This window comes from Amycolatopsis sp. NPDC004368, assembly GCF_053602515.1.
The window spans coordinates 1-24,137 of the sequence record NZ_JBSGDT010000046.1 but is presented as its reverse complement, the minus strand read 5'-3'; the positions used below and the strand labels follow the sequence as shown (position 1 = coordinate 24,137).

17 protein-coding genes and 2 pseudogenes are annotated in these 24,137 nt (G+C 72.6%); 9 read left to right on the top strand and 10 right to left on the bottom strand.

The genetic code is table 11. The features are described 5' to 3' along the window. Positions 1-6: 6 nt before the first annotated feature. The 3 genes and pseudogenes from ACWEOE_RS37640 to ACWEOE_RS37630 form a co-directional block, all read right to left on the bottom strand. Positions 7-2,619 (bottom strand): AAA family ATPase, encoded by a 2,613-nt coding sequence (locus ACWEOE_RS37640; RefSeq protein WP_452017864.1) that lies wholly within the window; start codon positions 2,617-2,619, stop codon positions 7-9. 52 nt (positions 2,620-2,671) lie between these two features. After that, positions 2,672-2,938, bottom strand: a complete 267-nt coding sequence (locus ACWEOE_RS37635; protein ID WP_452017927.1) for a helix-turn-helix domain-containing protein — start codon at positions 2,936-2,938, stop codon at positions 2,672-2,674. 1,705 nt (positions 2,939-4,643) lie between these two features. After that, positions 4,644-4,940: pseudogene (locus ACWEOE_RS37630) on the bottom strand (ATP-binding protein); the annotation flags it as partial. 285 nt (positions 4,941-5,225) lie between these two features. Here ACWEOE_RS37630 and ACWEOE_RS37625 point away from each other — a divergent pair. Next, on the top strand, positions 5,226-7,925 hold the full coding sequence (locus ACWEOE_RS37625; RefSeq protein WP_452017862.1) for an ATP-binding protein: 2,700 nt from the start codon (positions 5,226-5,228) through the stop codon (positions 7,923-7,925). On the opposite strand, the gene ACWEOE_RS37620 is transcribed toward ACWEOE_RS37625, so the two are convergent. Beyond that, complete coding sequence (locus ACWEOE_RS37620) at positions 7,916-8,176, bottom strand: DUF6510 family protein (protein ID WP_452017860.1); 261 nt, start codon at positions 8,174-8,176, stop codon at positions 7,916-7,918. The genes ACWEOE_RS37625 and ACWEOE_RS37620 overlap by 10 nt on opposite strands. A 201-nt stretch (positions 8,177-8,377) precedes the next feature. On the opposite strand from ACWEOE_RS37620, the gene ACWEOE_RS37615 reads away from it, so the two are divergent. From ACWEOE_RS37615 to ACWEOE_RS37605, 3 genes are all read left to right on the top strand, one after another. Beyond that, positions 8,378-8,653 carry a hypothetical protein gene (locus tag ACWEOE_RS37615; protein ID WP_452017858.1) on the top strand — a complete coding sequence of 92 codons (276 nt, stop codon included), beginning with the start codon at positions 8,378-8,380 and terminating at the stop codon, positions 8,651-8,653. Between the two features lie 110 nt (positions 8,654-8,763). Further along, the gene (locus ACWEOE_RS37610) at positions 8,764-10,110 is read left to right on the top strand and encodes an MFS transporter (RefSeq protein WP_452017856.1); all 1,347 of its coding nucleotides are present in this window, start codon (positions 8,764-8,766) and stop codon (positions 10,108-10,110) included. A gap of 75 nt (positions 10,111-10,185) precedes the next feature. After that, positions 10,186-11,208, top strand: a complete 1,023-nt coding sequence (locus ACWEOE_RS37605) for an LLM class flavin-dependent oxidoreductase (protein ID WP_452017854.1) — start codon at positions 10,186-10,188, stop codon at positions 11,206-11,208. A 157-nt stretch (positions 11,209-11,365) separates the two neighbouring features. On the opposite strand, the gene ACWEOE_RS37600 is transcribed toward ACWEOE_RS37605, so the two are convergent. The 6 genes from ACWEOE_RS37600 to ACWEOE_RS37575 form a co-directional block, all read right to left on the bottom strand. After that, complete coding sequence (locus ACWEOE_RS37600; protein WP_452017852.1) at positions 11,366-13,105, bottom strand: amidohydrolase; 1,740 nt, start codon at positions 13,103-13,105, stop codon at positions 11,366-11,368. Positions 13,106-13,228: 123 nt separating this feature from the next. After that, entirely contained in the window at positions 13,229-16,342 is a 3,114-nt protein-coding gene (locus tag ACWEOE_RS37595) for an amidohydrolase family protein (RefSeq protein WP_452017850.1), read from the bottom strand. 442 nt (positions 16,343-16,784) lie between these two features. Further along, complete coding sequence (locus ACWEOE_RS37590; protein ID WP_452017848.1) at positions 16,785-17,318, bottom strand: hypothetical protein; 534 nt, start codon at positions 17,316-17,318, stop codon at positions 16,785-16,787. A gap of 127 nt (positions 17,319-17,445) precedes the next feature. Continuing rightward, positions 17,446-18,261: a nuclear transport factor 2 family protein gene (locus ACWEOE_RS37585; protein WP_452017846.1), complete on the bottom strand. Its 816-nt coding sequence runs from the start codon at positions 18,259-18,261 to the stop codon at positions 17,446-17,448. Between the two features lie 132 nt (positions 18,262-18,393). Next, the gene (locus ACWEOE_RS37580) at positions 18,394-18,810 is read right to left on the bottom strand and encodes a YkvA family protein (RefSeq protein WP_452017844.1); all 417 of its coding nucleotides are present in this window, start codon (positions 18,808-18,810) and stop codon (positions 18,394-18,396) included. Between the two features lie 60 nt (positions 18,811-18,870). After that, positions 18,871-20,298: a helix-turn-helix domain-containing protein gene (locus ACWEOE_RS37575; RefSeq protein WP_452017842.1), complete on the bottom strand. Its 1,428-nt coding sequence runs from the start codon at positions 20,296-20,298 to the stop codon at positions 18,871-18,873. 196 nt (positions 20,299-20,494) lie between these two features. Between ACWEOE_RS37575 and ACWEOE_RS37570 the strand changes: the two genes are divergently transcribed. From ACWEOE_RS37570 to ACWEOE_RS37550, 5 genes and pseudogenes are all read left to right on the top strand, one after another. Then, positions 20,495-21,520, top strand: coding sequence for an amidohydrolase family protein (locus tag ACWEOE_RS37570; RefSeq protein ID WP_452017840.1), 1,026 nt, complete (start codon positions 20,495-20,497; stop codon positions 21,518-21,520). Next, positions 21,520-22,272 (top strand): iron-sulfur cluster assembly protein, encoded by a 753-nt coding sequence (locus ACWEOE_RS37565; protein ID WP_452017838.1) that lies wholly within the window; start codon positions 21,520-21,522, stop codon positions 22,270-22,272. Before ACWEOE_RS37570 ends, ACWEOE_RS37565 begins: the two co-directional genes overlap by 1 nt. Continuing rightward, positions 22,269-23,294 (top strand): NAD(P)-dependent alcohol dehydrogenase, encoded by a 1,026-nt coding sequence (locus ACWEOE_RS37560; RefSeq protein ID WP_452017836.1) that lies wholly within the window; start codon positions 22,269-22,271, stop codon positions 23,292-23,294. Before ACWEOE_RS37565 ends, ACWEOE_RS37560 begins: the two co-directional genes overlap by 4 nt. 57 nt (positions 23,295-23,351) lie before the next feature. Continuing rightward, positions 23,352-23,672 (top strand): putative quinol monooxygenase, encoded by a 321-nt coding sequence (locus ACWEOE_RS37555; RefSeq protein WP_452017834.1) that lies wholly within the window; start codon positions 23,352-23,354, stop codon positions 23,670-23,672. A gap of 254 nt (positions 23,673-23,926) precedes the next feature. Continuing rightward, positions 23,927-24,137 (top strand): annotated as a pseudogene (locus ACWEOE_RS37550) (hypothetical protein); the annotation flags it as partial.

Sequence of the window (24,137 nt, the reverse complement as noted above, 5' to 3'; positions counted from 1 at the left end):
AGGCGGTCAGCCGTCCGCGGGGGTCGTGAGGACGAGGTGGAGTTCGGTGCGCGAGGTGATCGACAGCTTCGTGAACACCTTGTGCAAGTGGTACTCCACCGTCCGCGGGCTGATCGACAGGGTGGTCGCGATGTCGGGGTTGGAGCGGCCGTCGCGGGCGAGGATGGCGATGCGGTGCTCCTGGGGGGTGAGCTGGGAGTGCGTTTCGGGGACGCGGCGGCGCGCGCGTTCGCCCGTGGCGAGGAGTTCGCGCAGCGCACGGGTGGCGAAGGCGTCGGCGCGCAGGGCGACGAAGGCTTCGTGGGCGGTGCGCAGCGGGCCGCGGGCGTCGACGCGGCGGCCGCGGCGGCGGAGCCACTCGCCGTGGAGGAGGTGGGCGCGCGCAAGGTGCGGGGTGATGCGGGAACGGCCGAGGCGATCGACGGCTTCGGTGTAGAGGTCTTCGGCGGCGGGGCCGTCGGTGAGCAGCGCGCGGCAGCGGGCGTCGAGGCCGAGGGCCCATTCCGTGCCGCTGAGGCACGCGCGTTCGGACAGCTGCTCGGCGGCCGCGGCGGCGGTGGTGAGGTCGCCGGAGCGCGCGGCGCCCTCGACGAGCTCCACGAGTGACCAGCCTTGCAGTTCGATTCCGTCGCGTTCGAGGACTTCGCGGGTGGCGTCGGCGGCTTCGGCGTAGGCACCGTGGCCGTTGCGCAGCACTGCGGTGGCGTAGCGGGCGGTGGCGAGTGCCACGCCGCCGTTTTCGAAGCAGGACTCGGCGAACGCCGGGAGCTCCTGCCCGCGCCACGCGGCCAGCGCCGTCGCCGCGTGGGGGAGCGCGGGCGTGCCGATGCGGCGGGTGAGTGATTCGGCCTCGGCCACCAGCGACTCCGCGACGGCGAACCGTCCGAAGTGGACTTCGGCGAGGGCGCGGTGGGTGAGCACGTACGGCAGGGTCGCGTGGGCGCCCCTCGCGCGGGCCCCGGCGAGCTCGGCGTGGGTGAGGTCGTGCCAGGTGTCGTCGTCCCACAGGTCAGGGGCCACGAGGCACGCCAGCAGGCGGGAGCGGGCGTCGCTCTCGTGGTCGTTGTCGAGCGTTTTGAGGGCGAGCTTGAGCGGTTCGACGGCCGCCGCGTAGCCGGCCGTGTACCGCTGCGCGACGCCTTCGAGCAGCCGGTCGGACCCGGTCGGCCGGCGGCCGGCCGGCCGCGTCAGCACGGCCCGCACCACGTCGACGTGGCCGGTGAAGATCGCCGCCCCCAGCGCTTCCAGGTACGCGGGTCGCGCGAGCCGAGGTTCGCACCGTTCCAGCTCCCGGGCCGACGCGAGCAGCCGGCGGACCGCGGGCCCGCCACGCCCCGCGTCGAACGCCATGCGTGCCCGCACCCGGTCTGTCCGCGCGCGCCCGGCAGCGCCGGGGGACCCCAGCTCCGCGACGGCGAGCAGCCGCACCGCCGCGTCGACGGCGCCGGCCGCGTGGTGCGCGTCGGCCGCCGTGATCGCTCGCTCGGCACGCAGCCGCGGGTCGGCGGTGCTCAGCGCGGCGTGCTCCAGGAACGCGGCCGTGGCGGGGAGGCCGCCACGCCGGCCGGCGTCGTCGGCGAGCCGCGCGAGGTCGTCGGCCAGGGTTTCCGCGGGCTCGATCGTCGCCTGCGCGAGGTGCCACGCCCGGCGGTCGGGTTCGAGCCGCGGGTCGGTCACCGACGCGAGCGCGTCGTGCGCGAGCCGTCGGTGCGCGGCGGACGCGACGCCGTATGCGCACTGTCGCAACCGTGCGTCTCGAAACGCCACCCACGCCCCGAAGTCGACGAAACCCGCGGCTTCCAACGGCTGCGCGGCCTCGACTCCGACGCCGAGCCGCGCGGCAGCCCGCCACAGGCGCACCGGATCGCCGAGCGGCTCCGCCGCGGCGAGCACGAGCAGGAACCGGCTCTCGGCCGTCAGCTCTTCGGCCGCGGCCGCGAACTCGGGACAGACCACGGGCGCCACGCCGTACCCACCCGCGGTGGCCGAGCGGGGCGCTTCCAGCAACTGCCGTGGATTCCCCCGCGCCTCCGCCACGATCCGGTCGCGCACGGCGTCGTCCAACGGCTCCCGCAGCCCCGCGTCCAGCAGCAGTCGCGCGTCGGCGTGGCCCAGCGGCCCGAGCTCGATCGCCGGCAGACCGCTCACCCGCTCACCGGACTCGGCGAACACCACCGTGACCGCCCCCGCTCGCCGCCGCCGTCCCACCGCGCCGAAGACAGCCGCCGACGCTTCGTCCAGCCAGTGCGCGTCGTCGACCAGGCACAGCAACGGCCGATCCCTCGCCGCGTGCTCCAGGAGCTCCACCACGGCCCCGCAGACCGCGAGCGGCCCCGGTACCGGGCCGGGCCGTGAACCGACCGCCCGCTCCAGCACCTCGCTCCGCGGCACCTCACCCAGCTGCGCACACAACAGATCCACGGCGGCATACGGCAGCTCCGCCTCGGCCGCCACCGCGCGCACCCACACGACCCGCCGATCGACAGCCGCTGTCGCGACGTGCTCGAGCAGCGCGGTCTTCCCGAGGCCCGGCGCCGCGCGGACCACGGTCGCGCCGCCGCCCTCCAGCAGCGCTCGGAGCCGGGCGCTCTCGCGGTCGCGGCCGACGAGGGTTCCCATCACCGGGCCGCCTCACTTTCGTGTTCGGGCGGGGTTGTTCCGCCGATTCGCTTCACCGGGCCGCCGGTTCGTTTCCGGAACGGAGGTGGAGTTCCGTCCTCGAGGTGAGGCCGAGCTTCGCGAAGACCTTGCGCAGGTGGTACTCGACTGTGCGTGGGCTGATCGACAACGCGGCACCGATCTCGGCATTGGTGAGGCCGTCGCGGGCCAACGCCGCGACTTCGGTCTCCTGGGAGGTCAAGAGGGCCGGCTCGGGATGGCCGAGAGCGGGCCGCGAACGCCGTCGCTCCGATTCGGGCGAACGCGTCGTGCGCGGCACGCAGGAGCTCGCTTGCCTCGCTGTGGCGCCCCTGGCGGCACAACCACTCACCGTGGTCGAGGCGGGTGCGGGCGAGCAGGGGACGCAGGCGCGTCCGGGAGTGCCGGACGATCGCCTCGGTGTACAGCTCGCCGGCGGTGCGGTCGCGGCAAAGCCGGGCGCGAGCGCGGGCTTGGGCACCGAGCGCCCAGTCCGTGCCGCAGCGGTCGGTGCGGTCGACGAGCCGGTCGAGGGCCCGCGCGGCGATGTCGGTCCGCTCCGCGCCCACCGCGGCTTCCACCAGTTCGGTGAGCGCCCAGCCCGTCGTCGCCGGGGCGGCGCAGTCGACGGCGCGCTGGGCGGCGGCGAGGGCTCGCCGGTGGTCGCCGACGGCGTTGGCCGCGACCGCGTCAGCGAGGTCCGCGCAGGAGCGGGTGAGGCCGGCGCCCGACGCGCGGCCGGCTGCCCGACCCCGCCAAGCCGCGATCAGCACCCTCACGTGTGTCAGCGGAGCCTGGCCCAGCTTCAGGCTCAGCGCGGCGGCCTCGTCGTCGAGCGCGGTCGCTCCGGCGAAATCGCCCGTGTGGAGCGCGAACAACGCGCGTCCGGTGAGGAAGTCGGGCAGGGCAACCGGATCAGCCGTGCCCAGCGTCACCCGGTGCCACGCCCGGTCGTCCCACAGTTCAGCGGCGGCGAATCCTGCCAACCACGAAGACCTGGTGGGCGCGAGAGCACTCCGCAGCTGTGCGAACCCCTCGGCCTCGCGCGCGAGCAGACCGGTGACCGGAGTGTCCGCCGAACCGCACGCCGCCCCGGGAGCCACCCCGGTGAGGATTGCGGCGCCCAGCGCATCGGAACACGCTCGGCTCGACGGGGCGGCGCGCGTGGTCAGGAGAAGCGCTTCAGCGGCGGCCGGGGTCCGGGTCGTCGTGAAGGTGAGCCAAGCCCGCAGCCGTACGGCCTCGGGCTGGTGCGCGTCCACTGTCTCGAGCAGCCGCAGCGCCGCGGCAGGGCGTCCGGCGTCGAGTTCGGCGGAGGCCGCGGCCAGGGTGCGGTCGGTGTGCGGGCCGGGCGTGGTGGTGAGTGCCGCGGCCAGGCGGAGGAACGCCGCCGCCTCGCCGGGGCCGCCCCGAGCGCGGGCACGGGCGACCTGAGCGACGAGGCCGTCGGCGGCGACCGGGCCCGGCGTCGCGTGCGCGTGGTGCCAAGCGCGGCGGTCGGTGTCGGTCACCTCGGCCAGCGCACGGTGGACCCGGCGGCGCTGCGCGACCGTGGCCGCGTGATACACCCAGGCGCGCAAAGCCGGGTCCGGAAACATCACCAGTTCCCCGAACTCGAGCAGTCCTTGCAGCTCCGCGGCCGCGACCCCCAGCCGCGCGGCGGCTCGCCACAGCAGAGCCACGTCACCGGTCGGCTCCGCGGCGGCGAGCAGCAGGGTGCGGCCCGCGGTGTCGAGCCGCCGCACCCGGGCGCGCAGCGTGGCGGCCGGGCGACCTGCGTCGCCGCGCAGAATGGCACCCGGGTTCCCGCCCGTCTCCGCGACGAACCGCTCCACCACTGCTTCGTTCACGAGCCCCGGCGCCAGCGAACGCACCAGCGCACGCGCCCCGGCGCGGCACAGCGGCGGCACCGCGAGCTCGGGCAGCGCGTCCAGCACCCCGGTCGGCGTGCGTTCGGCGAAGAGCAGCACCACTCGCCCCCGCAGCCGCCGCGAGGCGAACGCGAGAGCGCGGGCCGAGGGCGCGTCCACGCACTGGGCGTCGTCCACGACGCACAGCAGGGGCGCTGCGGCGGACAGCAGCTGCGTCATCGCCACGCCGATCGTGAACGGGCCGGAGTCCTCCGGCGGCGCCTGGCCGAGCGCGGCGCACAGATCGGACAGCGCCGCATACGGCCGCGGTCCCGACGGACACACCGCGACCACCCGCATCCCTCGGGCTCCGGCAACGGCGTGCCGCAGCAACGCCGTCTTGCCGACGCCCGCGGCGCCCCGCAGGACGAGCGCGCCTCGGCCGTCCCGCACGTGCCGGTCGAGGCGGCGGACCTCGGCCGCACGGCCGTGCAGGGTGACGTCGGCCACCGGACGGGGCTGGATCGGGTCGGGCACGGCGTCGACGCTGGACCGCCCCCGGCCGCTTCGAACCCGGGCCGACCCGGGCGCGGCCCCGGGACCCGGGTGAACCCGGACGAACCGGACCGTTCGGTGAACGCCGTGTACCCGGCGCCGCCGACGGGCCGGGATATCCTGCGGGGGCCTGCTGGTCGCCGTGACCGGATGGGAACAACGAGCACACGGGCAGGTGGGTGAGTGCTGGACCGGCGCGCGGAACGCGAGACACTCGAGCGGCTGTTGGACTCCGTCCGCGGTGGCAAGAGCCAGGCACTCGTGCTGCGCGGCGAGGCAGGGGCGGGCAAAACGGTGCTGCTGGAGCACCTCGTCGGCCGTGCCGCCGGGTTCCGGATCGCGCGGGCCGCGGGCGTCCAGTCCGAAATGGAGCTCGCGTTCGCCGGCCTGCACCAGCTGTGCGCGCCGATGCTCGACGGCGCCGAGGCTCTGCCCGACCCGCAGCGGGTCGCGCTGCGCACCGCGTTCGGCCTCAGCCCCGGCCCCGCCCCCGACCGGTTCCTCGTGGGCCTCGCCGTGCTGGGCCTGCTGGCCGAGGCCGCGCGCGAGCGGTCGCTGCTGTGCGTGATCGACGACGCGCAGTGGCTCGACAGCGCATCCGCGCAGGCACTGGCCTTCGTGGCCCGGCGGCTGGTCGCCGAGTCGGTGGCGCTGGTCTTCGCCGTGCGGGAGCCGGCGCCGGTCACGGACCTCACGGGCGTCGCCCAGCTCGTCGTCGGCGGGCTGCCCGACGCGGCGGCCCGCGCGCTGCTCGACTCCGTGCTGCGCCTGCCCGCCGATGACCGGGTGCGCGACCGGATCGTCGCCGAGACCCGCGGCAACCCACTGGCGCTGGTGGAGCTCTCGCACGGACTCAGCCCGAAGGAGCTCGCCGAAGGCTTCGCGCTGGCCGGGGCGACCACGATCCCGCGGCGTGTCGAGCAGCGGTACCAGGCCCGCCTCGCCCGGCTCGGCTCCGAGACGAAACGCCTGCTCGTGGTCGCCGCGCTCGAACCCCAGGGCGACCCCGTGACGCTGTGGCGCGCGGCCAGGCTGCTCGACATCGGCGCCGAGGCGGCGGAACCGGCGCTGTCGGCCGGGTTGATCGAGATCGGCACGCACGTGCGGTTCCGCCACCCGTTGGTGCGCTCGGCGATCTACCAGGCCGCCGCCCCGAGCGAACGGCGGCGCGCGCACTGGGCGCTCGCGCAGGTCACCGACGCCGACGCCGACCTGGACCGCCGCGCCTGGCACGCGGCGCAGGCGGCGGAAGCGCCCGCCGAGGAAGCGGCCGAACAGCTCGTGCGCTCTGCTTGCCGAGCGCAGGCCCGGGGCGGCATGGCGGCCGCGGCGGCCATGCTGGAACGCGCCGCGGAACTCTCGGCGACCCCGGCGACGCGGGCGAAGCGAACGCTCGAAGCGGCCCACATCACGCACGTGGCCGGCGCGCCCGAGGAGGCGCTGCGGCTGCTGTCGATCGCCGAGGCGGGCCCGCTCGCCCGGCTCGAGAAGGCCAAGGCCGACCTGTTGCGCGGCCGGATCTCGCTGACCGTCAACCGAGGCCGCGAGGCACCTCCGTTGCTGTTCGCCGCGGCCCGCCGGCTCGAGGAGCTCGACGTGGGGCTCGCCCGCGAGACCTACCTCGACGCCCTGCTCGCCGGGATGTTCGCGGGCGCGACCGCCGCCGAGCTGCGTGAAGTGGCCGAGGCGGCCCGCGCCGCTCCTCGTTCGCCGCGGCCGCCGGGCCCGGCCGACCTGCTCCTCGACGGCCTCGCGATCCGCTTCACCGCCGGGTTCGCGCCGTCGTTGCCGATGCTGCGCCGGGCACTGAGCGCCTTCCGCACGCCGGAGCTTTCGCTCAAGGAACTGCACTGGCTCTGGCTCGCGCACATCATGGCCGGGAACATGTGGGACGAGCAGACCCTCGACACCGCGCGCCACCTGCAGCTCGCGCGGGACATGGGCGCGCTCGACACCCTGCCGCTCGCGCTCGCGTCGCACATCGGCGCCCACGTCTACGCGGGCGATCTGATCATCGCGGCGCACCTGCGCGACGAGCTGGCCGAGGTGTCGCGAGCGACCGGCATCCCCGCGGCCACCTACGGGTCGCTCCTGCTCGCCGCGTGGCGCGGCCGCGAAGACGAGGCACGTGACGTGATCGCCCGCACCGAAGCCGAGGCCGTGCGCCGGGGTGAGGGGTTCGGGCTGCTCATCGTCGGCGCTTCGCGCGCGGTGCTGTGCAACAGCCTCGGCTACTACGCCGAAGCCTTGGACTCGGCCGACAGCGCGCGGCAGCGGCCGCCGGTGATGGGCGTGGAACCGTGGCTGGCGCTGGTGGAGCTGGTCGAGGCCGCCACCCGGCTGGGGCGGACCGCGGTGGCCGAGGAGGCGTTCGCGAAGCTCGCGGAAACCACGCGGGCCGGCGGCACCGACTGGGGGCTGGGCGTCGAGGCCCGCTCACGCGCGTTGCTCGCCACCGGCGAAGCCGCCGAGAGCGCTTACCGCGAGGCGGTGGAGCGGCTTTCCCGCACGCGGGTGCGCGGCGAATGCGCGCGGGCGCACCTGTTGTACGGGGAATGGCTGCGCCGCGCCCGCCGCCGGGCCGACGCGCGCGGGCAGTTGCGCACGGCCCACGACATGTTCACCGAGATGGGCATGGAGGCCTTCGCCGAACGCGCCGGCCGCGAGCTGCGCGCGACCGGCGGCACCGCGCGCAAGCGGTCGGTCGAGACCGGCACGGAACTCACCGCGCAGGAGGCCCAGATCGTGCGCATGGTGCGCGAAGGACTGTCCAACGCGGAGATCGGCGCGCGGCTGTTCCTCAGCCCGCGCACGGTGGAATGGCACCTCGGCCGAATCTACGACAAGCTCAACGTCACTTCCCGGCGCCGGCTTCAGAGCTGAGCGGGCTGCTCCAGCACCGCGAACCCCGAAGCGTCCACACAGGACACCCCGCGCTTCTCGACGATCACCAGCAGCACGGTGTCGCAGTGCGCGCAGCGGGCCACCACACCCGGTGCGTCGCGGTAGACGCGCAGCAAGGCCAGGGGTTCGGTCGCGCCACACGCGGCACACGTTCCGGCGGCCGCGGTCATCTCGCCGCCGAACACCGCGTTGAGGGTGCCGGCGATCGCGTTGCCGTCGAAGGTGGTCATGGGGTCCCCGTTCCGCCGGAGCGTTCGGATCCGAGCTCATCCGCACGAGCGTGCCGCAGGCGGCAGGGCCGGCGCATCCTCCGAGCCGGGTGAACTCGTGGGCGCGGCACCGGGGTCACTCACCCGGGGGCTTCCCGATGCGATCGGGCCCGGCGCCGGCGCAGGCTGAGGGGCCGGGTGGCGCAGGGGAGGACTGACGGGGTGAGGGGCACGATCGGCTCCGCGACCGGTATGCGGGTCGTGGTCACGGGGGTGCTGGAGGTGCGATCCGCACAGGACGGGCGGCTCGGCCTCGTCGTCACCCCGCACGGCCGACAGGCTTGCGTGGCACTCGAACTGCCCCCTGACCTCGTCACCCCGGCCCGGGCCAGGATCCTGCGCCGCGTCTCCGTCGGCGGCCGGCTGCACCGGGCCGGTGACCGTCGCGTCCTGTGCGTGGAGTGGCTGCAGCCGGCGGGCTTGCCGCGACCACGGTGATCTTGATCCACTCCTCACCTGGGCGGTTTCCGGTGAACCGGCGAACCCCGCCGATCCGGGAGACACTCGTACGCGGCCGCTGGGACGACGGGTGGCCGGAAGGTGGATTCATGGTGGAGGGGCAGACCGGCGACGTCCAGGTCGTCGAGCCCGCGATGGTCAAGCGGGCGGTCGGTGCGGCGGCGATCGGCAACATCACCGAGTGGTACGACTTCGGCGTCTACGGGTACCTCGCGACGACCATCCAGAAGGTCTTCTTCACGGACCTGCCGGCCTCGGCCGGGCAGATCGCGACGTTCGGGGTGTTCGCCGTCTCGTTCCTGATCCGGCCGTTCGGCGGGCTGATCTTCGGACCGCTCGGTGATCGCATCGGCCGGAAACGGGTGCTGTCCCTCACGGTGATCCTCATGGCGCTGGGCACGTTCGCCCTCGGCGTGATCCCGAGCTACGGCGCCATCGGCCTCGCCGCACCCCTGCTGGTCCTGCTCGCGCGGCTGGTGCAGGGCATCTCGACCGGCGGCGAGTACGGCAACGCCATGACCTTCATCGCCGAGTACGCCCCCGATCGGCGGCGCGGATTCTTCGGCAGCTGGCTGGAGTTCGGCACGCTGACCGGCTACGCGTTCGGCGCCACGATCGCGACGGTGCTCAGCGCGGTGCTTTCGGACCAGCAACTGCTGACGTGGGGCTGGCGCATCCCGTTCCTGCTCGCATTGCCGCTCGGGGCCGTCGGCCTCTACCTGCGGCAGCGGCTGGAGGAGTCGCCGGCGTTCGCGAAGCTGCAGGAGACCGAGAAGGAGAAGCAGTCGCTCGGCGGGGAGCTGCGGGCGGTGTTCACGAAGTACTGGCCGGCGATGCTGCTGTGCGCCGGGCTGGTGCTGACGTGGAACGTCGCCAACTACATGCTCACCAGCTACATGCCCACCTACCTCACGGAGACGCTGCCCGCGCAGCACACCGGGATCGGCAAGACGGCGTCGGAGATCCTGCAGATCGTGGTGCTCGTGCTGCTGATGGTGGTGATCACCTTCGTCGGCCGGTTGTCGGACAAGGCGGGGCGGCGGCCGGTGCTGCTCGCCGGCTGCCTCGGGCTCGTGGTGCTGTCGCTGCCCGCCGTGCTGCTGGTGCGCGCGGGCGGGACCACCTCGACATTCTTCGGCCTGCTGGTGATGGGTCTCGTGCTGGTGCTGTTCTCCGCGATCCTGCCCTCGACGCTGCCGGCCCTGTTCCCGACGCGCGTGCGCGCCGGTGGACTGTCGATCGCGTTCAACTTGTCGGTGTCGCTGTTCGGCGGCACGACGGCGACGGTGATGAGCGCGCTGGTCTCCGGCACGGGGGACCTCAACTGGCCGGCCTACTACCTGATGATCGCCGGTGTGATCGGCGGCGTCTGCGTGGTCTTCATGCGGGAGTCGGCGCGCAAACCGCTGCCGGGATCGGTGCCGCACGACACCTGACGGAGGGCGCACGGCGAGGACGTGACCCGGACCGCGTGCGGGAATCAATCGAGGGCCGCGTACGCTTCCACGGGCGTGAAGAAGATTGGTTTCCTCTCGTTCGGCCACTGGTCGGACACCCCGCACTCCGAGACCCGGTCGGCGAAGGACTTCCTGCACCAGTCCATCGACCTGGCGGTGGCGGCCGAGGAGCTCGGCGTGGACGGCGCCTACTTCCGCGTGCACCACTTCGCGCGGCAGGCCGGCAGCCCGTTCCCGCTGCTCTCGGCCATCGGCGCGCGCACGTCGAAGATAGAGATCGGCACCGGCGTGATCGACATGCGCTACGAGAACCCGCTGTACATGGCCGAGGACGCGGGCGCGGCCGACCTCATCTCCGGCGGCAGGCTCCAGCTCGGCATCAGCCGGGGATCCCCCGAGCAGGTGATCGACGGCTGGCGCTACTTCGGCTTCCAGCCCGCCGACGGCGAGTCCGACGCGGACATGGCCCGCACCCACGCCGAGGTGTTCCTCAAGGTGATCGAGGGCGAGGGCTTCGCCCAGCCGAACCCGCGCCCGATGTTCGCCAACCCGCCCGGCCTGCTGCGCGTCGAACCGCACTCGCCCGGCCTGCGCGAACGCATCTGGTGGGGCTCGGGCTCCAACGCCACCGGCGTGTGGGCCGCGAAGCACGGCATGCACCTGCAGAGCTCCACGCTCAAGGACGACGAGACCGGCGAGCCGCTGCACGTCCAGCAGCGCAAGCAGATCGAGGCCTACCGCGAGGCGTGGAAGGAAGCCGGCCACGACCGCGAACCGCGGGTTTCGGTCAGCCGCAGCATCTTCGCGCTGACCAACGACCTCGACCGCGCCTACTTCGGTCGCGACCGCGACTCGCGCGACCAGGTCGGCATGATCGACGAGAACACGCGGGCCATCTTCGGCCGCTCCTACGCGGCGGAACCCGACGAGCTCGTGCGCCAGCTCAAGGAGGACGAGGCCATCGAGGCCGCGGACACCCTGCTGCTGACGGTGCCGAACCAGCTGGGTGTGGAGTACAACGCACACGTGCTGGAAAGCATCGTGAAGTACGTGGCGCCGGAGCTCGGCTGGCGCTGAGTTCCGCGTGCAGGCCCGGTCCCGCGGGGGCCGGGCCTGCCGTCTGGGCTTCACCCACGCAGGTCCGCATTCGGCGGCCGGCGCACACCGCCGGGAGGCACGGTGAGCACCACGACGTCCCGGCAGGCGACCACGGGGCCGCACTGACCCGGGCCGGTCAGGCTTCGTGCACCACGCGCCCGCTCACCACCGTCATCTTCACCGACAGGTCCTTGATCGCCTCCGGGCCGACCGTGAGCGGGTCGGCGTCGAGGACCACGAGGTCGGCGAGTTTGCCCGGTTCGAGGGTGCCGAGGGTGTGCTCGGCGAACTGCGTGCGCGCGCTGCCGAGGGTGTAGAGGTGCAGCGCCTCGCGGGCGGTGATCGCCTGCTCGGGACCGAGGACGTCGCCGCGGAGGGTGCGGCGCGTGACCATCCAGCCGAGCGACCACAGGGGGCTCGGCGGCACCACCGGGGCGTCGGTGCCGCCGCCGGCGACGAGGCCGGCGTCGAGGATGTCGCGGATCGGCACGGCGCGGGAGCCGCGTTCGGGGCCCCACCACTTGACCTGGTTGGCGCCGAGCAGCACGGGGTGGTCCTGCACGCTCGCGATCAGGCCCATCTTCCGCATGTGCGCCAGGTTGGGGCCGCTGGGCAGGAACAGGTGCATCAGCACCCAGCGCAGCCGCTCGAGCGACGTGTCGCGGTGCACGGTGGCGAGCACGTCGACGATGAAGTCCATCGCCGCGTCGCCCACGACGTGGGTCTGCACCTGGAAGCCGTGGCGTGCGGCGCGGCGGTACATCTCGGTCAGCTCGTCGCGTCCGCCCGGGGGCAGCAGCTGCACGCCGTGGTAGTCCGGACCGGTCTGCTCGCCGGGCACGATCCGGTACGGGTCGCGCAGGAACCCGCCTTCCACGCCGCCGTCGGAGAGGTACTTCAGGCCGTCGAAGCGGAGCATGTCGTCGCCCGTGCGGGGCTTCAACGCCGTGACGGCCGCGTCGACGTCGGCGAGCGCGGCGATCCGCCACAGCAGGTGCGCCCGCGTGGTCATCTCGCAGGCGTGCCACAGGTCGGTGTAGGTCGCGATCTGGTCCGGCGACAGCCCGGGCTCCGTGACACCGGTGATGCCCAGCGCGTTGTGCTCGGCCATCTGGTCACGCAAGAGCTGCCGCTGCTGCTCGGCCGACGGCGGGGGCGGCAGGAACGGCGTGACGAGCGAGCGCGCGCGTTCCAGCAGCACGCCCGTGGGCTCGCCGCTCGCGTCGCGCACGATCACGCCGCCGACGGGATCGGCGGTGTCACGGGTGATGCCGGCCAGGGCCAGCGCGCGACTGTTCACGGTCGCGACGTGGCCACCGCGCGGGATGAACACCGGGTTGTCCGGCGAGACCGGGTCCAGCTCGGCCCGTGCGGGCAGCCGGCCCTCGGCGAGCAGGCTCTCGTGCCAGCCCGACCGTGCCTGCACCCACGCACCAGCCGCGCTCGTGGCCACCCGTGTGCCGATGGCCGCGACGACGTCGGCGATGCTGCGCGACTCCAGCAGCGACACGTTCGGGCGGTCGAGCGCCGAGGTGAACTGGTGCAGGTGGCTGTCGATCAGCCCGGGCACGACGGCGGCACCCTTGAGGTCGACCACCCGCGTTTGCCGTCCGCGCAGGCGCAGGACCTGGTCCGACGGGCCCGCCACCACGACCCGGCCGCCGCGCACGGCGATCGCCGGCGTGGTCCGCCCGTGCAGGGCCTCGGTCACGACGCGTCCATTGTGGAGGATCAGATCGGCGCCCGAATCCGGGTGGGGCGCGGCGTTCGCCGGTGTCGCGAGCACCATCGGCGTGACCGCCAGCCCGGCCGCCGCGGCGAACAACGTCCGCCGCGAAACCGTCGACTGGGCTTCGGAACCGCACAACTGGCACATACGCCGACCCTTCGGACGAAAGAACCCGTGGTGTATCGCGTGTTCGTGGCGGCGGTGACCGTATCAACGGATCACCGGGGAAAACAGATCTTCCGCCGCGAGGATCGTTTTGCTACCGGGACATCAGTGCCCGCTGCAGCACGACGTGCGGGCCGAGGCCACGTAGTGCGGGTCGTGCCACCAGAAGGTGGCGTTGGCGGGGTGGTCGGGCACCGCGGCCAGGCGCGTGCTCACCGCGGTCGTCGAGGCCGCCTTCGTGAACGGTGCGAGCAGGTCGTCGACGGTGTGCACGCGCCCGGCGACGAGCGTCTGCCGCACATCGGCCGCGGCCGTGATGTCGGTGAGGGGATCGCCGCCGAGCACCACGAGGTCTGCGTAGCAGCCCCGCGCGACGCGGCCGAGTGGTTCGCCCAGCACCTCGCCCGCGACACTGGTGGCGGTGGTCAGCGCTTCGTATGGCGTGAAGCCGTACTTCACCATCGCGCGCAGGTTCATGTGCGTGCTCACCGCGGTGTGGTCGATGGGGGAGTCCGTGCCGGTCACCACCCGCCCGCCGCCGCGCAGGATCGCGGCCGCCTGCCCGACCTGGCGCCGGAGGTTGTCCAGCAACGCCGTCTGGTCGGCCGATTGCGCGGCGGTGACGGAGTTCTGCAGCGACGTGTACTCCCACGCCGGGTACAGCGTGCGCACGCGGTGGTCGGTCACGAGGCTCGTGTCGTCGCGGAACAGGGCCGAGGCGGCGAACAAGGTGGGCGTGCGCGCGGCGCCGCGGCGGACGAACGGGTCCACCACGTCGTCGTAACCCGCGCCGAGCAGCGACACCGTGCGCGAGTACCCGAGGCGATTGGTGGCGCCCATGTGTTCCATGCCGTCGCCGCCGAACGCGAGCGCCGGGTGGTGGTAGTGCGACGTCACGGGAAGGCGGCGGGCGTGCGCCCACTCGATCACGCGCCGGTGCCGTTCGGGGCTGAGCCGGACGTAGGCCTTGACCAGGTCGTAGTCGAGCTTCTCCGCGCGTTCCAGCTCGAGCTCGAGCTGGCGGTCGTCGAACGTGGGGCGCATGAAGTTGTAGTAGATGCGCGAGCCGTCGATCGCCTCGCCGGTCGCGAAGTACCGCGGCCCGATCCGGGCGCCGGACTGGATCGACTCGCGTTCCTCCACCATGTGGTAGGCCGGGCTGCCGGGGGAGCGCGTGGTGGTGAACCCCAGCGAGAGCCACAGCCGGCCCTGGCGGTCGCCGTAGCCGTAGCCCTGCATCTGGCGGTGGTTGTGCATGTCGATCAGCCCGGGCACGACCACGCCCGCCCGCGCGTCGACGACGGTGCCGTCGAGCCCGCTGCCCGCGCGTTCCACACCCGTGATCCGGCCGCCGTCCACCACGATGTCCACATCGGACCGCAGCGTGCGCGAGGTGCCGTCCCACACCCGCCCGGCCCGCACCACCACGCGCCCTCGGCTGCGGGCGTTGGTCCAGGTCAGGTTGGTGGGGACGGTGCGCGGTGTCCCGCCCGACGCCGCGACCAGCCGCAGGCGGCCGTTGTTGAGGTACAGCAGCGTGTGCGAGTCGCCGCTCCAGCTCGGGGCGTCGGTGACCTCGTCGGTGATCTGCCGCGGTTTCCCGGCGAAGGTGCCGTCGGCGTGCACGTCGACGACGTGGAGCACGCTGGCCACCACGAACGCCATCCGCCGCCCGTCCGGCGACCACACGGGCCCGTCGTCGCCGCGGGTCTGGATCGAGCGCTCCGGCATCGGGTCGACGTAGCGGCCCCGGCCGGTGGCGACGTCCACGAGCAGGATCTTGCTGAGCCCTTCGCGGTAGCGCGCCGAATACGGCTTGACCGCGGCCAACGCGATCACCTTGCCGTCGGCCGACCACGTCGGGCGGCCGGGCTCGAACGTCGCGGTGAAGACCTGCCGCACCGCGCCCGTCGCGACGTCGGCGGTGTGCAGTGCGCCGGTCTGGTCGAGGAACGCGATCTTCGTGCCGTCGGGTGCCCAGGTGCCCGACACCGCCGCGAGGTCGGGCAGGTTCGTCAGCTGCCGGTCCTGCCCGGTTTTCAGGTCGCGGATCCAGAGGTCGAGCGTGCCGCCGCGGTCGGTGGAGTACGACAGCCGCGTGCCGTCGGGTGACCACGCGGGATCGCTCTTCCACCAGCCGTCGCCGGTCAGGGGGTGCGGCGCTCGGCCGAACTGCATGACCTGGATGTCGTTGAGCGCGCGGAACGCGACACTGCGGCCGTCGGGCGAAAGCACCGGGCTGCCGATGCCGAGCACGGGATTCCGCTTCTGCGAGGTGAAATCACGCGGGCGCGCGTGAACCGGTCCGTTGTCGATGGAGACGGGCGCGGTGAACGGCACGTCCGTGGCGGCGCCCCCGCTGAGCTTTCGCCGGCGCAACGCTCCGTCGGCGGTGTAGAGGTACTCGTCGGCGCTGAGCCACGAGACGCGGAACGGGAACACGTCCTCGCCCGAGAACAGCGCTTTCCCGCCGCGCACCAGCTCCGCGACGCCGACCGCGACCGGTGGCAGGCCACCGGAGTAGCGGGTGTAGACCACGTCCGCGCCGCCCGGTGTCCACATCGGACTGTGCAGGACCGTGCCCGGCTCGCTGACGAGCGTGGACCGGGCGCCGCCGGCGACGGTCACCACGTCGATCCTCGTCCCGGCCGCCACGAACGCGAGCTTCGTGCCGTCCGGCGACCACGTCGGTTCGTACTCCTCGTCCGGGGTGTCGGTGACGAGCGTGGTCTTGCCCGAGGCGACGTCGAGCACGTGGATGCCGTAGCTGCCCGGGGCGTCCGACGAGAACGCGATCGTCCTGCCGTCCGGCGAGAACACGGGTTCGCGGTGGTCGAACGGCCCGCTCGTGAGGCGGCGCAGGCCCGTGCCGTCGGCGCGGATGGTCCAGAGGTCGAAGCTGCCTTCGCGGTAGGACTGGAACACCAGGGTCGAGCTGTCGGGCGACCACGTGGGCACGGCGATGTCGAACAGGTCCCCGGTGAGCCGCTTCGCCTGACCGCCGCCGGCCGGCACGAGCCACAGCACGCCGAGCAGGTCGAGCGCGACCAGCCGGCCGTCGGGGGAGACCTGCGCCGCGACGTTCGTGCCCTGGCGCAGCGCGAGTGGCTGACCCGCGCGGGGCTCGGCGATCGCGAGTCCCGCTCCGGCCGAGCCGAGGCCCACCGCCCCCACCGCGCCCGCCACCCCGGTCAGGAAACCGCGCCTGTTCACTGTCACCGAGTCCCCGCCTCCGCCGTCTCTCGCGTCGAACCGGACCCTAGTACCGGCCCAAGCCGTGAGTGAATAACCGACCGGGGGAAGACACGAACAGAGCAGCGAAGTCTGCCCGGACGTTCATCGCCGCCGGACGGTCCGGGGCGCGCGGGCAGCGAACGCCGGTCAGTGAAGTGGACACGCGAAGGATGGAGAGAAAACGATTCCTTTTCGCGAAGAAGATTCGCGAAGAATGGTCAGGCTTCGGCGACGGCGAAGCCGCTCACGCACATGCCCGCGGTCGCGAACCCGCTCACGACGTGACCGAGAACCCTGCGAAGGCGAACCATGGTTTTTCCTCCCGGTCGATTTCCGATGCTCTCCGGAATCGACCGTAACAGGAAGAGGGCGGACGCCGGCTCGAAAACGATCTTGCACGCTTTCGGGCCGGCGGCGCCGGTTCCGCTCACGCTCCGTCGTGGGCGAGGGCTTTCGCGGGCGCGGTGCGCCGGATCCGGCCCCACGGCCTGAACACCGTGAGCAGATAGGCGAACAGGAGCAGGCTCGGCGCCACGACCATCGGGGGCAGCAGATCGACGGGCTGCGCCGGTTCGCCGGTCGTGAGCGCGCGGGCGTAGCCGGCGGCCGCGTCGATCCCCGGCCGCAGCGCGACCAGGATGAGCACCGCCATCAGCAGGTTCACCGCCAGTTTCGCGGCGACCCACCAGTAGCGCACCAGCCCGTACCTCGTCCCCAGCCCGAGCACGGCACCGGTGACGAGCGTGAGCACACTCGCCGTGAACATCGGCCACACCGCGAAGAACCGCAGCGCACCCAGCGCGGTCGCTTTCCCCGCGGGGTCGTCGGTCAGCAGGGCCGTGCCCGCGAGGAAGTCCAGTGCGAGATCGAGGCCGAACCACGCCGCCGCGGCCACGATGTGCCCGACGAGCCACACCTTCCGGGCGTGGGCGCTGAGCCGCCACTGCTGTCCGGTCGCCATGCCGCTTCCCCTTCGATGGCCGTGTGCGGTCCATCGTCGGGTGAAAGCGGACGGGCGTCGTCCGTCGAGCTGCGGTACTTGCCCGTACTCCCGGGTGCGTACGCGGCCGCAAATCAGCGGCAGGGGCTCAGCCGGACGGTGCCTCGATGTCGTCGTACACGCGGACCGCGCTCAGCAACCCGTCGTGGCCGCGGTCGAACACGGCCACCCCAGCCTGGGCGGGCACGGCGTGGCGGCCCCAGCGCACGCAGTTGTACTCGAGGACGCAGCGCACGCCGTCGTCGGTGACCACACACGGTTCCAGGTGCACACCGCCGTCGGAGAAGATCTCGGCGAAGAACTCGCGCAATTCGTCAGGGCCGGTGTGCGCGTTCGCGCCGATCGGCTCGCTCAGGGAACCGGCGGGGGAGAAGGTGGCCACGATCGCGTCGGCGTCCCCCGCGTCGAGCGCCTCGAGGTAGTGCCCGACCACGTCACCGAGCGGCGTGTCGGCCGACGCGAGGATCGCCGGGCGCAGGTGCCGGTGCCCGTCGACCGGCCACTGGCTGCAGTAGGTGCGAAAGACGACGGACCGCTCGCCGGCCGACTCGGCGACGACCGCTACCGGCCAGGCCGACTGGTCGTCGGTGCCGAACCGCGCGAGCAGCTCGACCACGGCGCGCCGGCTGGCCCGCGTGGTGGCGATCGTCTCCGCGCGGGCGTGCAGCTCACCCAGCCAGGCCTGGTTGGCCTGCACGAACTGCCGCAGCTCCTTGCGGCCGCGGATTTCCCCGGCCCGCGGGTCGAACACCACCACCTCGCCGGGCCACACGGTCTCCAGCGGGCGTGTGTCGCCCTGGGTCAGCGCCGCGAAGAACTGCCCGACGGGATCCGCGTGCCCCTGCGCGCGCTCCTGGTTGCGCGCCAGCTCGGCGGCGTTGACGAAGTCCGGGAACCACGGCATCTCGACCCACGCTCCTTCTCCCGAGCGGACACCCGGACCCCACCCTGCCTCCTCGGGCGCCGCGGCGACAGTCCTGAAGAGCCGACCACTCTTGATGTATAACGCCCTATACGGCGCGGCAAGGGTCAGCGATCAGGCAGGCCGGAGGCCGGCCAACCGCACCAGACCAGCGAACCCGTCGTCGGTGCCGGGCCAGTGGGCGCGCACGGCGTCGATCCCGGCCCGGCGGACGACCGAGCGCAGCACGACGGCGACGACAATGGCGTCGTCCGCGTAGCCCAGGACGGGGATGAAGTCGGGGATCAGATCGATCGGCAACGCGAGGTACGCGATGAGCAGCCCGAGCCGGATCCGCACACCACGAGGGAGGTCGCGGTCGGCGGCCAGGCGGCGGACCAGCCGCAGCAGATCGGGCAGCAGGCGCAGCGCCTCGCGCAGCAGGTTTCCGCGCGGGCGGGCGACGACGAGCACGACCACGAGCGCGAGCCACGCGACCAGCAGCGCGGCGGCGATCCCGATCAAGAGGTCCCACCAGAACGCGCCGGTCACCGGTTCGGCCCGGGGGCGAGGTCTGCCATCACGCCCCGCATCGTAGGCGAACGCCGCGGCTCAGGACCTCGGACGGCCGTTCTTGATGCCGTACTGGGCCATCTTGCGGTAGATCGTCGCGCGGCCCATGCCGAGCTCGGCGGCCGCGCGCACGACCGTGGCGCCGGGCTGGGCGAGGCACCGGACGATCTCGTCGCGTTCCAGTGCCTGCAGGCGGCTGAGGCGGTGGCCGGTCGTCGTGAACACCTCGGGCGGCAGGTGGTGGGTGTCCACGGTGTCGGCCCGGGCGGCGGCCTCGGAGACGACGCGGCGCAGCTGCTTGGCGTTCTCGGGCCAGTCGTGGGTCGCCAGGGCGCGGGCGGCAGCGGGGGTGAACGTGACGGCGCGGCCGCGGGCGCGGTGGGCGAAGTGGTGGGCCAGCGGCAGGATGTCGTCGGGCCGCAGGCGTAGCGGCGGGAGCTCGACGACCGTGTCCACGAAGGACCGCAGTGGCGTCGGGATCGCGGCGGAGTCGGCGGCGGTGAGGACAAAACCGTCGGGGTGGCCGGCGAAGCGGGCCGCCAGCTCGCCGGCCGCCCAGGCGGGCAGGGAATCGACGCCGGAGACGATCACGCACGTGTCGGGTTTGCCGACCTCGGGGGTCCACATCGCGAGCCACGCGTCGACGTCGTCGGGCGCGGGCGGGCGGGCGTTGAGCACGCGTTCACGCGGATGCAGCTCGCGGCGGGCGAGCGCGGCCAGCGCGGTCTTGCCGGCACCGGGCTCGCCGACCACCGCGACCGTGCGGCCGCCGCCCATCGGGTCCATGACCTCGAGCAGCGCGTGCTGCCACGCTGCCGAGAGCTCGGGCGGGTCGATGCGGTCGGCATACACGCGGAACACCTCGCCGCGCGGCGCCGGGCGCGGGCGGCGGCCCGAGGCACGGGCCAGCATGAGGGAGCTGGTGTGCCCGGCCGCCGTCTGGGCCAGCGCGAGCAGCAGGCCCGAGGACTGCTCGGACCACGTCGTGAGGTTCACGCTGCCCGCCAGCGAACCCGTGATCGGGTCGAGCACGGGCACCGCGGCACACGTGTACCCGCGCAGGCTGGTGCAGTAGTGCTCACCCGCGCGGACGAGTGACGGGGCGCGGTCGGCGAGGGCGAGGGCGAGGCCGTTGGTGCCGGCGTTGCTCTCCGCGTAGGAAAACCCGGGCGCCAGGTGCACCCGATCCAGCGACCGCGTGATGCCCGGGTCGCCGCACAGGCGGCTGAGCACCAGGCCCTCGCTGTCGGTGAGCATCAGGCTGATGGGTTCGTTGGCCAGCGTCGCGTGCAGGGCTCGCAGCACCTCGTCGCCGCATTCGAACAGCAGCGAACCCGTGTCGACCGTCGCCGTGAACACGGGTTTCACCTCGTCGCCGGGAACCCCGTAGCGCGCACTGCGCTGCCACGACGCCCGCAGCCTCGGCGTGGTGTCCCCGCGGGGCTCGAGCCCCTCACCGCGTGTCATGCCACCTCCCGGAAGACGCCACACCGCGTCCGCTGCCGATCGTGTGCCCGGCTCGGTCAAGGCTACGAGGACCAGGGTAACCACGGCACCGTCCGATGTCTCAAATCGAGACAGCATGGCCCACCCGCACCCGCGATGATCCCCCTAAGTTCCGGTCTTGACGTGCCGATGTGGTCACGAATGCGGAGGAAAGCCCATGTACAGCAAGGACGGCGAGAAGTACTTCATCCTCGACGCGCACGTCGCGCTCTGGGACGCCCGGCCGGAGAACCAGCGCAACATCCACGGCAAACAGTTCATCGACTGCTTCTACGACTACCACCGCAACCTCAGCCCCGAGTCCGAAGTGTGGTCGTACGAGGACTACCTCTACTACGGTGGCGAGCGGCTGATGAAGGACCTGTTCACCGACGGGTACGTGGACCACGCCATCTTCCAGCCCGCGGCCCTGCCCGCCTTCTACAACAACAACTTCGGGCAGACCGACGAGGCGTTCGCGCTGGCGCAGAAGCACCCCGACAAGCTCACCTACAACCACTGCTGGGACCCGCGCTACGGCGAGGACGGCCTCAAGCAGCTGCGTGAAGACGCGAAGCGCTTCAACCTCAAGGGCGCCAAGCTGTACACGGCCGAGTGGTTCGGCGACTCGCGCGGCTGGAAGCTCGACGACAAGTGGAGCTACCGCTACCTGGAGGCCGCGCAGGAGCTGGGGATCAAGAACATCCACATCCACAAGGGCCCGACGATCCGGCCGCTGGACCGCGACGCGTTCGACGTCGCCGACGTGGACAAGGTCGCCACCGACTTCACCGACCTCAACTTCGTGATCGAGCACTGCGGCCTGCCGCGCCTGGAGGACTTCTGCTGGATCGCCACGCAAGAGCCGAACGTGCACGCCGGTCTGGCGGTGGCGATGCCGTTCATCCACACGCGACCGCGCTACTTCGCGCAGATCATCGGCGAGCTGCTGTACTGGCTCGACGAGAACCGCATCCAGTTCTCCAGCGACTACGCGATCTGGACGCCGAAGTGGCTCGTCGAGAAGTTCGTGGACTTCCAGATCCCCGAGGACATGACGGAGTACGCGCCGCTGACCACGGAGATCAAGAAGAAGATCCTCGGCCTCAACGCCGCGGCCATGTACGACATCCCGGTGCCCGCCGAGCTGCAGGTGAGCAACCCGCCGGCGGACGCCAAGGCCGAAGCGGCGGCGGTTGCCTGATGCCCGACCTCGAAGAGCTGGCGCGCGGTGCGCTCGGCTCGGTGTACGACCCGGAGCTCGACGAACCCATCACCGATCTGGGGTTCGTTCGTTCCGTGGCCGCCGCCGAGGGCGAGCTCACCGTGCACCTGCGGCTGCCGACCTCGTTCTGCTCGCCCAACTTCGCCTACCTCATGGCTTCGGACGCGAAGGACGTGCTCACCGCCCTGCCGGGCGCGCGGCGCGTGGTCGTGCGGCTCGACGACCACCACGACTCCGACCTGATCAACCGCGGGCTCGCCGCCGACGCCGGGTACCTCGGCACGTTCGGCTCCGAGGCCGAGAAGGACCTCGACGAGCTGCGGCTCACCTTCCGCCGCAAGGCCCACACGGCCGCCATGGAGCGGGCGCTCACGGGCCTGCTGCGGGCCGACAAGGAGCTGCGCGAGGAAGCCCTGCACGACGTCACGCTCGGCGATCTGCCGGCGGGCCGCACCACCGACGCCCTGCTGCGGCGGCGGGCGACGCTCGGGTTGAGCGTCGAACCGGGTGAACCGGTGCTCGTCGACGATCACGGCGAGCCCTACCCGCGCGAGGAGGTGCCGCTGCGGTTGCGGTTCGCCCGGTCGATCCGGATCTCGATCGACGGCAACGCGCACTTCTGCCGCGGTCTGCTGCGCACGCGTTACCCCGGGTCGGAGACCGATCAGACGGCCCGGCCCCACGACCCGTCCGTTTCGGCGACAGCCGGTGAGGAGGCACGAGCTTCGTGAAGGCAGTCCAGGTCGTCGGGTACGACGAGAAGCTGCGCATGACCGACGTTCCCGAGCCGGAGGTGACCGGGCCGCACGACGTGCTCGTGCGCATCGGTGGGGCGGGCGTGTGCCGCACCGACCTCCACATCCTCGAGGGGCAGTGGGCGGAGAAGTCGGGTGTCACGCTGCCTTACACGATCGGGCACGAGAACGCGGGCTGGGTGCAGGCCGTGGGCTCGGCGGTCACCAACGTCGCCGAAGGCGACAAGGTGATCGTGCACCCGCTGATCACGTGCGGGCTGTGCCCGGCGTGCCGGCGCGGCGACGACGTGCACTGCGAGAACAGCCAGTTCCCCGGCATCGACACCGCCGGCGGCTACGCGCAGGTGCTCAAGACGTCGGCGCGCAGTGTGGTGAAGCTCGACGACTCGCTGGAGCCGGCGGACGTCGCAGCGCTGGCCGACGCCGGTCTCACCGCATACCACGCGGCGGCGAAGGCGTCGCGCCGGCTGCGGCCGGGCGACAAGTGCGTGGTGATCGGTGCCGGCGGGCTCGGGCACATCGGCATCCAGGTGCTCAAGGCGATGACGGCCGCCGAGCTGATCGTGGTCGACCGCAACGCCGACGCGGTGGAGCTGGCGAAGGCGATCGGTGCGGACCACGGCGTGGTCGCCGACGGCGGGCACGTGGCCGCGGTGCAGGAGCTGACCGGCGGCAACGGCGCCGAGGTCGTGGTCGACTTCGTCGGCGAGGGCGGCGCGACGCGCGACGGCGTGGCGATGCTGCGCCGCGCGGGCGACTACCACGTGGTGGGCTACGGCGAGAACATCAACATCCCGACGATCGACGTGATCTCCACTGAGATCAACTTCATCGGGAACCTCGTGGGGTCCTACACCGACCTGTGCGAGCTGATGGTGCTGGCCGCGCAGGACAAGGTGAAGCTGCACACCGCGAAGTACGCGCTGGACGACTTCCAGCAGGCCCTCGACGACCTCGACGGCGGCCGCGTGCGCGGCCGGGCAATCCTCGTCCCGTGAGCGCGGCGCACAGGAGCGGACGGGCGCTAGTCTGCTGAGGGCACGAAGGAGGAGCAGATGATCTTCATCACCGTGAAGTGGCAGATCAAGCCGGAGTACGCGGACCGGTGGCCGGAGCTCTCGCGGGAGTTCACCGAGGCCACGCGTGCCGAACCGGGCAACAAGTGGTTCGACTGGTCCCGCAGCCTCGACGACCCGACCGAGTACGTCCTGGTCGAAGCCTTCGAAGACGACGCGGCCGCGGCGCACGTCAACGCCGATCACTTCAAGAAGGCGCAGGCCGACTTCCCGCAGTACCTGCGCAAGACCCCGGACATCATCAACACCACGCTCGAGCAGGACACCTGGTCGGAGCTGGGGGAGATGCAGGTCGGCTGAGCCGGCCCGGCCCCGACGACACGGCGGCGCGCCCTGGGGGCGTGCCGCCGTTTTCCTGTGCCGCCGTGTTCGTGTACGCAGCTGTGATCCGTGGTAGGCAGGGCGGGTGCTGCCGAACCACCCGCCGATCGTGGTCGCCGAGCAGTTCGGCACGCTCGCGGTGCTCTACCGGCCGGGCCCCCGGCGGTCCGCGCGCCGCGGCGGACGTGGTCCGGGACGAGGCCGCGCGCTCGGCGAAACCCTTTGTGGAGCAAGTGAAGGAGCTGCTGTCTCACTTCGCCGGCGACCGGCCCGTGCCGGCGGCACCAGCGATCGGCAACACCCCGCAGTGCCGGCTGCTCGGATCGAGCCCGTCGAGTGCGCAGCTCGCGGGGGGTGTCCCTATGTCGTTGTCAAGCCGCAGCGGGTTCGGGATGGTGGTAGTGGGTGCCGTTGCGGAGCATGGCGTAGAGCACGTCGCAGCGG